General features: G+C 71.5%; 12 protein-coding genes and 1 tRNA gene. 6 read left to right on the top strand and 7 right to left on the bottom strand.

Going from position 1 to position 13518, the window contains the following annotated elements; all coding sequences use genetic code 11:
- Positions 1 to 4: 4 nt before the first annotated feature.
- Positions 5 to 622 carry a GntR family transcriptional regulator gene (locus BM028_RS04360; RefSeq protein WP_070417122.1) on the bottom strand — a complete coding sequence of 206 codons (618 nt, stop codon included), beginning with the start codon at positions 620 to 622 and terminating at the stop codon, positions 5 to 7.
- A gap of 14 nt (positions 623 to 636) precedes the next feature.
- A tRNA-Gly gene (locus tag BM028_RS04355) sits at positions 637 to 710 on the bottom strand.
- Positions 711 to 920: 210 nt separating this feature from the next.
- Between BM028_RS04355 and BM028_RS04350 the strand changes: the two genes are divergently transcribed.
- The 3 genes from BM028_RS04350 to BM028_RS04340 all read left to right on the top strand — a co-directional run bounded on the left by BM028_RS04350 (position 921) and on the right by BM028_RS04340 (position 5469).
- Positions 921 to 1988 carry a DUF6177 family protein gene (locus tag BM028_RS04350; RefSeq protein ID WP_070417121.1) on the top strand — a complete coding sequence of 356 codons (1068 nt, stop codon included), beginning with the start codon at positions 921 to 923 and terminating at the stop codon, positions 1986 to 1988.
- A complete protein-coding gene (locus tag BM028_RS04345; protein WP_070417120.1) occupies positions 1978 to 2325 on the top strand; it encodes a hypothetical protein in 348 nt (115 codons plus the stop codon). Before BM028_RS04350 ends, BM028_RS04345 begins: the two co-directional genes overlap by 11 nt.
- 210 nt (positions 2326 to 2535) lie before the next feature.
- Positions 2536 to 5469 (top strand): Ig-like domain repeat protein, encoded by a 2934-nt coding sequence (locus tag BM028_RS04340; RefSeq protein ID WP_175495983.1) that lies wholly within the window; start codon positions 2536 to 2538, stop codon positions 5467 to 5469.
- A gap of 69 nt (positions 5470 to 5538) precedes the next feature.
- Here the strand turns inward: BM028_RS04340 and BM028_RS04335 are convergent, their stop codons facing one another.
- A complete protein-coding gene (locus tag BM028_RS04335; protein WP_092384736.1) occupies positions 5539 to 7584 on the bottom strand; it encodes a bifunctional copper resistance protein CopD/cytochrome c oxidase assembly protein in 2046 nt (681 codons plus the stop codon).
- Between the two features lie 82 nt (positions 7585 to 7666).
- Positions 7667 to 8758 carry a GNAT family N-acetyltransferase gene (locus tag BM028_RS04330; protein WP_092384734.1) on the bottom strand — a complete coding sequence of 364 codons (1092 nt, stop codon included), beginning with the start codon at positions 8756 to 8758 and terminating at the stop codon, positions 7667 to 7669.
- An 88-nt stretch (positions 8759 to 8846) separates the two neighbouring features.
- Here BM028_RS04330 and dcd point away from each other — a divergent pair, with 88 nt between their 5' ends.
- Complete coding sequence (dcd, locus tag BM028_RS04325) at positions 8847 to 9434, top strand: dCTP deaminase (protein WP_070417116.1); 588 nt, start codon at positions 8847 to 8849, stop codon at positions 9432 to 9434.
- 25 nt (positions 9435 to 9459) lie between these two features.
- Here dcd and BM028_RS04320 read toward each other — a convergent pair whose 3' ends face one another.
- Together BM028_RS04320 and BM028_RS04315 are read right to left on the bottom strand one after the other, a co-directional pair.
- Positions 9460 to 10014, bottom strand: a complete 555-nt coding sequence (locus BM028_RS04320; protein ID WP_139219743.1) for a hypothetical protein — start codon at positions 10012 to 10014, stop codon at positions 9460 to 9462.
- 194 nt (positions 10015 to 10208) lie between these two features.
- Positions 10209 to 11366, bottom strand: coding sequence for a hypothetical protein (locus tag BM028_RS04315; protein WP_139219742.1), 1158 nt, complete (start codon positions 11364 to 11366; stop codon positions 10209 to 10211).
- Between BM028_RS04315 and BM028_RS04310 the strand changes: the two genes are divergently transcribed.
- Positions 11365 to 11880, top strand: coding sequence for an XRE family transcriptional regulator (locus tag BM028_RS04310; protein ID WP_083403123.1), 516 nt, complete (start codon positions 11365 to 11367; stop codon positions 11878 to 11880). The two genes, BM028_RS04315 and BM028_RS04310, sit on opposite strands and share 2 nt — an antisense overlap.
- Positions 11877 to 12254, top strand: a complete 378-nt coding sequence (locus BM028_RS04305; RefSeq protein ID WP_070417114.1) for a HepT-like ribonuclease domain-containing protein — start codon at positions 11877 to 11879, stop codon at positions 12252 to 12254. The genes BM028_RS04310 and BM028_RS04305 overlap by 4 nt, the downstream gene beginning before the upstream one ends.
- A gap of 122 nt (positions 12255 to 12376) precedes the next feature.
- Here the strand turns inward: BM028_RS04305 and BM028_RS04300 are convergent, their stop codons facing one another.
- Positions 12377 to 13483, bottom strand: a complete 1107-nt coding sequence (locus BM028_RS04300; RefSeq protein WP_070417113.1) for a substrate-binding domain-containing protein — start codon at positions 13481 to 13483, stop codon at positions 12377 to 12379.
- Positions 13484 to 13518 lie beyond the last annotated feature (35 nt).

The following is a 13518-nucleotide window of genomic DNA, read 5'->3' as shown; positions in this document are numbered from 1 at the left end:
GTTCCTACGGGTTCAGCGCCCGGTAGATCGCTTCGTCGCGGCGCAGGTGCTCGTCCATCAGCAGGCCCGCTTGCACCGAGGCGCCGCGCAGGATCGCGCCGGCGACGGCGGTGTGGTCATCGCTGCTCGACGCCACCTCGTCCTGCGTCACGCGCTCGAAGGCCCAGGCAGTCTGGTGGATCAGGTGGTCGATCATCGTCTCGAGTCGGCTGTTCCCCGCGGCGCGCGCCACCAGCCCGTGGAACGCGAACCGCGGCGACTGCGCGGCCTCGATCTCCTGGTCGGACCGTTCCTCGTGACCGACGGCGCGCAGCAGGTCGGCGCACTCGCCGCCCTGGCGACGAGCGGCGAGCTCGGCAGCCAGCACCTCGAGTCCGCGGCGGATCTGCATGAGCTCGATGACGACCTCGGTCGAGGAGTCGGCGACGCGGACGCCCTTGAACTTCTCGGACTCGACGAACCCCTCGGTCTCCAGCTGACGGAGTGCTTCACGCACGGGGACCCGTGAGACCCCGAAGCGTTCGGCCAGGGCGTCTTCCTTCAGGCGGGAGCCGCGTGGCAGCGTACCGGCGATGATCTCGGCCCTGATCGCCTTGAGGACAGATGCCGGCTTGGACTCCACAGCACGATGCTAGTTGGAGCGAGTGACGGGAATCGAACCCGCGCTACCAGCTTGGGAAGCTGGAGTTCTACCATTGAACTACACTCGCGCACCCCGCTCAGCGGGACGTCGCAAGCCTAGCGGATTCTGCGCTGGACGCCAGCCGAGTGCCCGCCGAGCGTGGCGCTGCCGACCCGCACCGCGCCTCCTGGCCGGACCCGTGTCTCCGCTGTGAGCCGGTCCGTCTGACGGACAGGTGTCGCCCCCGTGTGTACCGTCCAGGTGGATCGAGCGACCCGCGAACCCGAGGAGGACCCGGATGGTCAGACATCCCCTCATCGACGACGTGGTCGGCCCCGCGATCGTGGTCGACTCGGCCTCGCCGGTGGTGTGGCTGACCGAGGCGCTCGCCTCCCTGCTCCGTCGGGCATCCGAGTCCGGACGCTTCGTCGTCCTCCGCACCGGTCCCGGCTCCGCACTCACGCCGGCGCTCCGGCACGCCCTCGGCGCGTACGGGGCCGCGTGGGCCGTCACGGACCCCGACGGCACGCTCCGCGACGGACGGACCGGCGTCGCAGCCTCCCGCATCGAGGACTTCGTGCACCGCGGCCCCGAGCTCGTCGGCACGCCCTCGCCGGAGCACCCCGTCGCGCGCGACTCGGTGCGGCAGATCAGCATCGACCTCACGCTGCGCCACCACGCCGAACGCGCGATCGACATCGGGTCCGCGATCGAGGCCCTCTGCGAGACGGTCGGCACCTGCCCGACGCGCTGGGGCACCGCCGAACCGCTCACCGTGCCGTGGGACCGCTGGGTCGTCACGCAGTACGCCAAGCACGAGGCCCCGGCGGTGTCGACGTCGTACGCCGTGGGCGAGGGCTTCTCGGCGACGATGACCGCGCACCTGCTCGACGGCGTGGTCGTCGAGACGATGTCCGCCGTGCTCACGATCCCCGAGGACGGCGCCGACCAGACGCTCGCGCCGCGGCTCCTCGACGCCGTGCACCGCGTCGCCGAGGACGTCGAACCCGTCTTCGGTGTGGTGATGCAGCGTCGTGGCGACGCCGACCACCTCGTCCGTGCCGTCTCGCACGGCGAACCCGCGCCGCTCGCGGTCGTGGTCGGGCCCGAGGCGACCGAGTTCCTCGACCGGGACGGCGTGTGGCCCCCGCCGCGCACGACCACCTCGACGTTCGGCGGCGGCGGTCTCGTCGTGCGCTTCGACGACGGCTGGGAAGCGCTCGAGGCGTTCCTCGACCGCATCGACGAGGACCGGTTCCTGCAGCTCGTCGGTGGTGCCCCGCTCGACCCGGCGCACGACGAGGGCACGCTGGACGGCCACGTCGGGGACGGTTCGCACGTGTTCGGCGGTCACCGTGCCCCGTGACGTCACCCTGCTCTGCCGCGGGCCGGTGGAGACGCGCGACGTCGCCGAGGCGCTGCTCCTGCACGACGAGTCCTGGGGTGTCCGGGCGCTCGACGACGGCCCGATGATGCAGGTCTGCCGGGACGCCACGCACCCGGTGATCACCGTGCTCGCGGTGCGGCGCGTGGACGCCCTCGACGAGGTCGAGCGGATCCTGCCGGACGCCCCGACGCTGTCGACGCCGCTGTGGTGGGTCGACACCGTGACGCCCGAGGGGGCGGACGGCGAGTCCGGGATCTCCGCCGCGCTCGAGGCCGCGATGGACCTCGACGCGGTCTGCATCGTCCACGGCGACTGAGCACCGACCGCCTCTGCGGCCACCCGGAGTGGGGCCAGCGCGAGCGCTCGACGCGACTCACGGGCCCGGGCGTGTCCCCAGTTGTGGTGCGAACGGTCGTTCCGAGACCCGCGGGTACCCGATCCGGCCCTACGGTGTGAGGACCCGAGCCGACGAGCCGGGCGCGCACGCTCCTCGTCGGCACCGCTCTTCTCACTGAACAGGGCTCCAGTGCGTACACAACCCCAGAAGCGTGCCGTCGCGCGCGCTCGCAGCATCCTCTCCGGCGTCGTCGTCGCCGGCCTCGCCGGTCTCGCGCTCGTGGGGGCGGGTGCGTCCACCGCGTCCGCCGCCGCTCCCGCGCAGACCACGTTCGTGAACGAGGGGTTCACGACCGGTTCGGTCGGCGACGGCTACCTCCTGCCGTCCACGCAGTCCGGCGCGGCGAACGAGGCGTGCCTCACCGCGGCCCCGGCCTCCGGCACCAGCAACGACGGCAGCATCCCGACCTGCACCACGGACGGCAAGGGCATCGCCTCCGGTTCGGTCCGTGACGCCAGCGGCAACGGGGCGCTCCGCCTGACGACCGCGCAGGGCGACAAGGCCGGCGGCGTCGGCTCCCGCCAGTCGGTCCCGATCACCAAGGGCATCGACGCCGTCTTCGACAGCTACCAGTACAACGGCAACGGCGCGGACGGGATCGTCTTCTACCTCGCCGCGACCGACCCGTACAACCCCGAGGTCCCCGAGAAGATCGGGTACCTCGGCGGCTCGCTGGGCTACAGCGCGAGCATCACCGACAGCCAGAACGCGTCCATCGGCACGAAGGCGTCGGGGCTCTCCCACGCCTACCTCGGCGTCGGCCTCGACCGGTTCGGCAACTTCTCGAACAAGGCGTTCGGCGGCTCGGGCTGCACCGCGGACGCGTCCGCTGCCGCCTACGCGAACAACGTCACGGTCCGGGGCCCCGGCAACGGCCTGAACGGCTACTGCATCGTCTCGACGACCGCGGGCACCCCGCTCGCGGGCAACGGCACGCTCAGCCGGACCGGGGTGACCGACCGCACCACCGCGAAGGTCCCCGTCGAGATCGTCATCAACCCGACGACCTCGACCCTGCGCGCGCAGGGCACCGGGAACACGGACGTGTCGGTCGATCCCGGCACGTTCAAGGTCGTCTTCACGTCGAGCGGTGGGACCCGGCAGGTCCTGGCCGGCGCGCTCCCGACGCTGAAGGGCGGCAGCAACGTCGCGGGCGTGCCGTCCTCGTGGGTCGACCAGACCACCGGGTACCCGTACAAGCTCACCTACGGATGGGTCGCGGGTACCGGTGGGTCGAACGACGTGCACGAGGTCAACGCACTCAAGACCACGACCGTCGCCGGTCCGGTGCCGGTACTGACCGCCCAGACGGGAGGCGCGGCGAAGGTCGCGCACGCCGGCTCGGGCACGTACACCCTCACCCCCACCGTGTCGGCCGACGGTGGCTCGGAGGCGCAGCTCGTGCGCACCACCACCACCTTCCCGACGGGTGTCACGCCCGACGTCGCCACGGCGAGCGGCGACGGCTGGAGCTGCACCGCCGCCGGTCAGGTCGTCACGTGCGACCAGGCCGCGGCGGACCGCACGCCGGGTACCGTCCTGCCGACGCTGACGATCCCGTACACGGTGTCCGGCGCCGCCCGCACCGCCACCGTCTCGACCGTCGTCGCCTCCACCGACGCCGAGGCCGTGACCGTCACCCATGCCGTCGAGGTCCAGCCGCAGTCGAGCACCGTCTCGGTCGGTGCGGCCGCAGCGGTCGTCGGCGACCGCGCCACCCTGACGGCGAGCGTCGCCTCCGGGGAGTCCGACGGGGCGACCACGCCGACCGGGTCCGTCGTGTTCACGGACACCGAGTCCGGCGTCGTGCTCTGCACCGCGACGCTCGCCTCCGGAGTCGCGTCCTGCGACGTCCCGACCTCGACGGTCGGCACCCGCGGGATCACCGCGACCTACCAGGGTGACGCCGACCACGCCTCGGTCAAGGGTGACGGCTCGCTCGTCGTCTCGAAGGTCCCGACCGCGATCACCGTGACGTCGACGCCGGCATCCACGACGTACGGCGCGACCGTGACCCTCGCGGTCGACGGCCTCGACGCCGTCGACGGCGACCGGCCCGCACCGACCGGGACCGTCGAGTTCCGCGCCGGCGGGAAGGTCCTCTGCACGGCGACCCTGCCGGCCACGAGCTGCGACGTCTCCGGGCTCGCCGCCGGGACGCACTCGGTGACCGCGGTCTACTCGGGCGACGGTCGGTACGAGGGCTCCACGGCCGTGGCGGTCGACCTCACCGTCCGGAAGGCCGCGACCACCATCACGCCGGGCACGTCCGACCCGACGGACCCGAGTGGACCGTCCGACCCGTCCGGCCCCGGCACCGACACGACGGTGACCGTGACGCACGGCGAGACCACCACGCTCGGGAGCCCGAACGTGCCGAAGGACGCCACCGGGACGATCGACTACGTCACCGACGACGGCACCGTGCTCTGCACCGCGACCCTGCCCGACACGACCTGCGACGTCCCCGCCGACCTCGCCGGTGGCACCTACCGCGTGCACGCCCGGTACAGCGGTGACGACAACTACGAGCCGGCCGAGGGCGACCCCTTCGACCTGGTCGTGACCGCGCAGCCGACCGAGCTGGTCGGCTCGACCGACACGACCCGCGCGGTCGTCGGCACCACGGTCCGCCTCAGTGCGTCCGGCCTGCCGACCGGCGCGACCGGCACGGTGACCTTCACCGCGGCGGACGGGACCGTCCTGTGCACGGCGACGCTCCCCGAGACGAGCTGCGAGACCGACGCGCTGCCCGTCGGGACGAACACCGTGACGGTGTCCTACAGCGGGGACGCGTCCTTCGCGGCGTCGACCACCACGATCGAGGTCGTCGTCGTGGCCGCACCCGCCACGGTCACCCCGGCAGCGGACCCGACCGCCGACCCGACCGCAGCGGCGACCCCGTCGCACGCGCCGGTCGGGTCGAGCACCGGTGCGCTCGCGTTCACCGGGTCGCCGCTCGCGATGGGCACGGGCATCGGCCTCGCGGCCGCACTGCTCCTCGGCGGCCTGGTGCTGCTGATGGTCCGCCGGACCCGCGCTGCCCGGGACGCCTCGGAGTAGCAAGCAGGTCGGGCGGACCCACAGGACCGCGCACCGTGCGACCTCGCACGGTGCGCGGTCCTGTTCCCGTCAGTCGCGGTCGTGCATCGCGGCGAGGCGCTCGTTGTACGCCTTGAGGTCCGCATCCCCGTCCCGCTCCGCCTTGCGGTCGAGGCGCTTCGCGTCACGGGTGTCCGACCTGACCCAGTTGCGCACGACGAGCAGCGCGACGAACACCATCGGCAGCTCGGACGCGCCCCACGCGATCCCGCCGCCGGTGTGCTGGTCGGCCAGGAGTGCGGCGTCGTTCGTCTGCCCGAGCGCGTGGAACCAGTCGATCGCGAAGACCGACTCCGACGTCATCACCGCGACGCCGAAGAACGCGTGGAACGCCAGGGTCGCGAGCAGGGCGATGATGAGGATCGGGTACTGCGGTCGCTTGGGGCCCGGGTCGACGCCGACGAACACCCAGAAGAACAGGTACCCGCTGAAGACGAAGTGCACGACCATCGCCACGTGCCACTCGTGCGACTGCATGGCGTACTCGTACGCGGGCGTGAAGTAGAACACGACGAGGGACCCGGCGAAGATGACCCCGGCGACGGCCGGCTTCGCGAGGAACTGCATGTACCGCGAGTGCGTGAAGAGCATGAGCCACTCACGGGCACCGCGCGAGCCGTCGTTCCGCACCGGCAGGGTCCGCAGCGCGAGCAGCACCGGGCCACCGAGCACGAGCGGCAGCGGCACGAACATCATGAGCAGCATGTGCTGGAGCATGTGCGACGAGAAGTGGATCATCCCGTAGACCGCCGGCCCCGCCGAGGTCGTCCAGATGAACAGCGCGCACCCGAGCAGCCATGCGATCGTGCGTCCGACGGGCCACTTGTCCCCGCGCTTCCGGAGCTTCCGGACGGCGAGCAGGTACCAGCCGGCCCCGACGACCGCGAGCGCCAGCCACACCCAGTCGATGTGCCACTGGGTCAGGTAGGTCTGCACGGTCTGCGCTGGCGGGTACGGGAACCCGATGAGTCCGGAGCGGGTGTCGTCCCCGGTCTCCGGCGTCTGCGGGATCGGCGGCTGCGAGCGGGAGACGGCGACGGAGACCCCGATGGCGATCGCCATGAACACGATCTCGGCGAGGGCGAACCGCACGAACACCCGGCGGTCGAGCGGCGCGCGGAGGAGCCCCGGCACGAGCCGCCGCCGTTGGACGACCCCGGCGAGCCCGAGCAGCACGAGGATGGCGGCCTTGACGGTGATGAGCCACCCGTAGGTCGTCGTGAACAGGTCGAGCGGGCCGGTCAGGCGGAGCGACGCGTTCACGATGCCCGAGAACGCGACCGCGGCGAACGCCCACCCCGCGAGCGTCGAGTACCGCGACACGACCCGCCCGGTGGCGCCCTTCGTCCGGGTGCGCAGGACGAGCACGGCGACGAGGCCACCGGCCCAGACGCAGACGGCGACGAGGTGGACCGCGAGCGAGTTCACCGCGTTCGCGTGCTCGAGCGACCCGGCAGCGTGCCCGGACAGGGCGAGCGGCAGCAGCGCGAACAGCCCGGCGACCGTCGCCACCGCGAGCGTCGTCACCCGGGTGGCGAACGCGGCGACCACGGTCGCGACGAGGATCGCCACGGCCGACACCACGAGCGCCTGCCCGATCTCGACCTGGAACGCGAAGAGGGTGAAGTTCCGCGCGAACACCGGGTTCGTCAGCGGGACGCCGAGGGTGTTCGCGCCCGTCAGCACGATGCTCACCACGGCCGCGAGGAACCACACCGAACCCGTCGCCGCCGCCCAGCGCGCGGCGCGGTGCTGCACGCTCGACATCGCCCGGTGGTCCTTCTTCTGCGCCGGGAGCGCGAACGCCGCGACGACGAGCAGGCCGATCGTCAGTGCCGCCATGGTGTCGTGCACCACGCGCGCGACGGGCAGCCCGTACTCGACGAGGTCGCCGGCGGACACCAGTTGCTGGTTCGCGGTGAAGGCGCCCGTGAGCGTCATCCCGAGGATCGAGCACGCCACCGCGAGCGGGACGGCGACGACGAGGACCGTCGCGACGGTGGACGTGCGCGCGGTGACGGGCGCCGATTCCGGCGCCGCGCCTCCTGGCTGGGTTTCGGGTGACGTGACGGTCATGACCGTCCAATCGTAGGCGTGTGGGCCTGGAGGCGCGGCGTGCGTCGCGCGCACCGGCTGCGGCCCGCCTCAGGTCACGACGTCAGACGCGGCGCTCCCAGATGCCCTCGCTCCCGACGCCCACGAACCCGACCGCCTCGTTGACGTCGAGCATCGGGCGGTTCTCCTCGGCGTTGAACGTGATGATCGAGGGTCGCCCCGGGAAGTCCTGCTCGACGCGTTCGATCCCGGCCACCTTGAGCAGCCAGCCGAGCCGGTGCCCGCGGTGCTCACGCAGCACGAGGGTGTCGCCCTGCATGACCGGCTGGTGCACCGCGTCCGGCACCGCCAGCTGCGTGAAACCGGCCAAGGTGGTGGTCGGGAGATGTTCGACCGCGACCGTGACCATCGTGCGCGGCGAGCGTTGCAGCTGCGCCTCGTGCTCCTGCAGGCGCTCGCGCGTCCAGACGTCCTCCGGCTCCTCCATGTCGCCCTCGGGAGCGTCGGTGCTCATCCGCGTCTCGAGCAGCGCGATGCCGTCGAGCCACTGCTCCGGCGTCGGCCCGGCCCACGCGTGCACCCGGTAGTCGGGTCCGGCGGCGGCCGCTGCCCGGTCGTGGAGCTCGCGCACCACGGAGTGGTCGGCCGGCAGCGCCAGGCGGCTGATCCGGTTGACCTGCCCGAAGCGCCAGCCTCGGCCGGTGAGGAACCGTGCGCCGGCTTCGCCCTCGGGCACGGCGCCGTGGCCGGTGGGCGGGACGAGGTACCCCGGCCCGGACGCCGGCCCGACCTGCCGTGACACCGCGTACGTCTTCCACTGGGTGCGACCGTCCTCGCGGGCGATGCCCTCGAGGTGCTCGGCCAGCAGCGTGCCGATGCCCCGCCGCTGGTGGTCCGGCGCGACGGCGACCGCGATCCAGCAGTTCGGGGTCCCCGGTGCCTGCTTGGTGTCGTAGGAGCCGGCGGCCACGACGTCGCCGTCGGGATCGCGCACGACGAAGAGGCGGCTCGGTGCCTCGGGGTCGAGCAGGTACGGCAGCTGTTCCTCGGGCGTCCAGAGGATCTCGGGCAACCCGGTGACGGCGACCTCGGCGGTGTTCTGCGCGCGGACCCAGTCGCGGAAGGCCTGCACCGTCGCGGCGTCGTCGTCCATGGTGGCGGGCACGTCGAGTTCGTGCACGGTGTACGCGGTCATGTCGGTTCCTCCTGGCCGTGTGACGCCGCCCGACGCTGGGCAGCCTCGCAGCTTACCGGTGCCGTTCCGCTGCCGCTAGGCTCGTCGCGTGCTGCTCTCCGACCGCGACATCACCGCCCAGCTGGCCGAGGGCCGGATCGGCCTCGACCCGTACGACGCCTCGCTCGTCCAGCCGTCGAGCATCGACGTCCGGCTCGACAAGTTCTTCCGGTTGTTCGACAACCACAAGTACCCGCACATCGACCCGGCGGTCGACCAGCCCGACCTCACCCGGCTGGTCGAGACCGACCCGGACGAGGCGTTCGTCCTGCACCCGGGGGAGTTCGTGCTCGGCTCGACGTACGAGGTCGTCACGCTGCCCGACGACATCGCGGCACGGCTCGAGGGCAAGAGCTCGCTCGGGCGCCTCGGCCTCCTCACCCACTCCACGGCGGGCTTCATCGACCCGGGCTTCTCCGGGCACGTGACCCTCGAGCTCTCGAACGTGGCGACCCTGCCGATCAAGCTCTGGCCGGGCATGAAGATCGGCCAGCTCTGCTTCTTCCAGCTGTCGAGCCCCGCCGACAAGCCGTACGGCTCCGCCGAGTACCAGTCGCGGTACCAGGGGCAGCGCGGTCCGACGCCGTCTCGTTCGGCGCAGAACTTCCTGCGGACGGACGTCTCCCGCCGCTCCTGACCGGCACCCGGGTGGACGTCGGACGTCAGACCACCGCGATGTACTCCCTGATCAGCGCGACGAAGCGTGGCCCGGCGATCCCGGAGTCCGCGAATCGTGCATCGGCCGGCCTGATGCTCCGGAGGGTTCGTGCGGTGTCCAGCCGGCGCCCGCTCACCGGTTCGGTGTCGAGGGCCCACCCGCCGACGGCGTCGGCACCGTGTGCATGACGGATCTCCAGCAGGTGCCCGAGGTCTGCGAGGTCCTTCGTGGAGCGGCGCGAAGCCCAGGCGTACGTCTTGAGGATCGTCGCCATCTCGACGGTCGGGACCCGGACCACGAAGCGCTCTTCGCGACCGTGGGTGTCGACCACGGTCGTGTCGACCTCGATCGGGTCCTGTGCGAGGACGACGTCGAGGCCGGGACTCGTGTCGAAGTGCCGCCCGCCGAGGTGCCGTGGGCGAAAGCGTCCGTCGAGCGACTCCACGAGCAGGTCGATCGTTCGGCCGTCCCGCTCGAACCGGTTTCCGGCGGTTGCCCGGTACCCGTCGGCGAGCAGCCTGTCGACCACGTCACCGCGGGCCGCGATCTCAGTGCTCACGCCCGCGTCAGCGTCGACGGTCCGCCGCGCCGCGAGTCCGTCGACCGGGAACGCTGTCAGGAGCAGTCCGACCATGTGGCCTCCGACGATGCGCGCGGCGCTGCGATCGGCGATCGCGCGTACTGCGTCACCGAGCGAGGCGAAAGCGAGTTCGTCGGCGACCGAGGTGCACGGGACCACCACTCTCACACGGATCACCGTTCGTCCCGCCCGTCGAGCGTGACGCGGCGCAGTGCCAAGACCGCGTCGTCGCGGTCGGGACCCCGGGAGTTGGCGACCTCCCATGCCGTGACCAGCGGATCCGTGAGCGTCGGTGCGCCGTGCGGGTCCCAGGCTCGAGCGGTCGCGAAGACGGTGGGATCTGCGGGGACGACCACCGCGAGCGTCTCGTCACCGGGTGGTGCCGTGGTGAAGCGTGCCGCGAGGTCGAGGTCGGCCTCGCTGTAGAGGACCGCGACGACCGGGCGACGAACCGGCGCGAGGGTGTCGGCGGCCGAGTCGCCGGAGACGAGCACCGGACGTGACTCGGAGCGCGCTGCCTCGACTGCCCGCTGCCGCTGGAGGTCGAGCGCGGCCACGCTCGTCCAGCGTCGGCGTACCCCCGACGGGCCCGGGTACGCCGACAGGAACTCGTCCCACAGTGCTGAGGCATCACGACCGACCCATCCTCCGGCCGTTCGCTCCACGCCGAGGCTGTGCAACGCGGGCAGGGCGAGCGCGATCGCCTGCTGGGTGACGCCCGTCTCGCTCGCGAGTTCGGACTGTGTTCGCGGAGCGCCGGTGCGCACGAGCGCTCGCATCAGCGCGAACCGTCCCCAGGGCGTGCGGCCGCGTGAGCCACGCACCGGGGCCGGAACGGGCGTCCGCGACCACTCGGTGCCGTCGATCAGTACGGCACCTTGGTCGACGGCCGCGACGATCACCCGCGGGTCAGCGAGCGCGATCGCGCGGAGGGAGGCGGTCGATCGTGGAACGACGTACAGCAGCGCTTCAGCCGCCATCGCGCCTCGGCCGAGAGTGCCCAGCTCACGCATCACGCGCGCCGGGGTCGGAGGGGTGTCGAGCGCCCGGATGAGCACGTGGCGGAGTCCCTGCCGAGACGTCAGAGTGGCGGTCCGTGACGAGGTCGCACGGACGGAGAGGTCCAGGTCGGGCACAACTGTCTCGAGTAACTCGAGGCCTCGCACGACGTCCATGGCGTGATCGTACAAGCAAAGCGGACGTCGAATGGAAAAACTTGTATTCGGCATAACGCGGCCCGCGATATCGCCCGTCGCAATCTCCTGGACGCGGCACTCCGAACCGCAGGATGTGCGTAAAGAAATGTCGCATTCTGTGTATCGTGGCCGCATGTCCGCAGTACTCCCACGACCCGCGCCGCCAGTGTCGGCAGCCGGGCTCATCCGGGACGCCCGCCTCCGCGCCGAACTCACCCAGGTGCAGCTCGCCGACCGCGCCGGCGTCACGCAGAGCGTCATCAGCACCTACGAGAACGGACGCCGCGAGCCGTCCCTCGCCGCACTGCAGCGGCTCCTGCTCGCAGCGGGGTTCACGGCCGCGATCGACCTGCACCCCGTCGAGGAACCGCCGCCCCTCCGCGAACGGGTGATGGCCGCACGGCGGGAACTCGTCGCGATCGTGCAGCGCCTCGGTGGCCGCAACCCCCGGCTCTTCGGCAGCGTGGCCCGGGGCGAGGACGGCCCGGCGAGCGACGTCGACCTGATGGTGGACCTCGATCCCGGACTCGGCATCTTCGCACTCATGCGGATCCAGGACGAGGCGGAGCAGCTCCTCGGCGTGCGGGTGGACGTCGTGGACGCCGCCGGCATGGGCGCCGACGCCGTCCGGGACGCGGTGCCGCTGTGAGCCGCGACGTCGGGGACCGGCTCGACGACGTGATCCGTGCCTGCGGGGTGATCCGTGCGTACGTCGACGACGACGCACTGCCGGAGGGCCTCGTGTACGACGCGGTCCGGATGCGACTGGTCGAGATCGGCGAGGCGGTCCGGATGCTCCCGAGCGCGGTGACGTCGACCGAGCCGAGCATCCCGTGGTCGCGGGTGTCGCTCCTCGGCGAACGCCTCACCCGGCGGTACTTCGACACGACGCCGGCCGTCGTGTTCGGGACGGCCCGGGTGGACGTGCCCTCGCTCTGCGAGGCGGTCCACCGCCTGCGCGCCGCGCACGCAGCGCGCGGTGACCGTCGGGGCGCGGCAGGGGCGGTGGACCTGACGCAGTGACGGACGGGAGGCGCGGGTCGGCCCCGGCCCGCGCCTCCCGTCCGACCGTGCCCCCGCCGCGAACGCGGGACGGCCCCGTCTCGCCGGAGCGAGACGGGGCCGTCGTCGTGTGATCGGGGAGATCAGCCCTTCTTGGCGAGTGCCTCGAGGGTGTCGTTGCCCTTGTAGGCCTCGACCGCGTTCTCCTTGGTCACGAGGACCGGGGTGAGCTCGATCGCCGGGACCGTCTTGACGCCGTTGTAGTTGTTCGTCTTGTCGATCTTGGTGTCGGGCTTGTTGCCCTTCGAGAGGTCGGACACCAGGTCGATGGCGGCCTGCGCCTCTTCGGTGGTGTTCTTGTAGATCGTCGAGTACTGCGTGCCCTGCATGATGAGCGGGATCGAGGCGGTCTCCGAGTCCTGGCCGGTGACGACCGGGTTCGGCTTGCCGGCGGCCTTCGTCGCGGTCAGGATCGCACGGGCGAGGGTGTCGTTCGGCGACAGGACGCCGTCGAGCTTGGTGTCACCCGAGTAGTACTGCGACAGGAGGTCCGTCATGCGGGACTGGGCGTTCTGCGCGAGCCAGCCCTTGGTCTGGACCTTCTGGAAGGTCTCCTGGCCGGACGTGACCTTGACGGTGCCGTCCTTGATCTTCGGCTCGAGGACGTTCATCGCACCGTTGAAGAACACGGTGGCGTTCGCGTCGTCCGCCGAACCGGCGAAGAGCTCGATGTTGTAGGGGCCGTCACCCTTCTCGGCCTTGAGGCCGTCGAGGAGTGCCTGCGCCTGCAGCTGGCCGACCTTGTAGTTGTTGAACGCCACGTAGTAGTCGACGTTCTTGGTGTTCAGGATGTTGCGGTCCCAGGCGATGACGGTGACGCCCTTCGCCTTGGCGGCCTTGACCTGCGAGCCGAGCTGCGAACCGTCGGCGGCACCGATGATGACGACCTTGGCGCCCTTGGTGACCATGCCCGAGATCTGCGACTGCTGGTCCGGGACGGGGTTGCCGGCGTTGGCGTACTGGATGTCGGCCTTGAAGCCGGCGTCCTCGATCGACTTCTCGAACGCGGCGCCCGCGAGCACCCAGTTCTGCGAGGTCTTGGCCGGCAGGGCGACACCGATGAGGTCGCCCTTCTTGATCTCGGTGCTCGAGCCCGAGTCCGAGCCGGAGGTGCCGCGAGCCGAGCAGCCGCTGAGGGCGAGGCCCGCGACGAGCGCCAGGCCGATGCCGGCGATGAGCTTCTTGCGCATGTGAGTGCTTTCTCTTCGTTGAGGGGTGGTGCTGT

The sequence above is a fragment of the Curtobacterium sp. YR515 genome (genome assembly GCF_900113095.1).
Classification (GTDB): Bacteria; Actinomycetota; Actinomycetes; order Actinomycetales; family Microbacteriaceae; genus Curtobacterium.
This window is presented reverse-complemented; position numbering and strand designations above follow the sequence as displayed.

Bases quoted from the DNA above. Each gene is read 5' to 3' on its own strand.
- BM028_RS04350 (WP_070417121.1), top strand. From the start codon at position 921: ATGGTCAGACATCCCCTCATCGACGACGTGGTCGGCCCCGCGATCGTG.
- BM028_RS04330 (WP_092384734.1), bottom strand. From the start codon at position 8,758: ATGACCGCGTACACCGTGCACGAACTCGACGTGCCCGCCACCATGGAC.
- BM028_RS04315 (WP_139219742.1), bottom strand. From the start codon at position 11,366: ATGCGGCCACGATACACAGAATGCGACATTTCTTTACGCACATCCTGC.
- BM028_RS04335 (WP_092384736.1), bottom strand. From the start codon at position 7,584: ATGACCGTCACGTCACCCGAAACCCAGCCAGGAGGCGCGGCGCCGGAA.
- BM028_RS04300 (WP_070417113.1), bottom strand. From the start codon at position 13,483: ATGCGCAAGAAGCTCATCGCCGGCATCGGCCTGGCGCTCGTCGCGGGC.
- BM028_RS04310 (WP_083403123.1), top strand. From the start codon at position 11,365: ATGTCCGCAGTACTCCCACGACCCGCGCCGCCAGTGTCGGCAGCCGGG.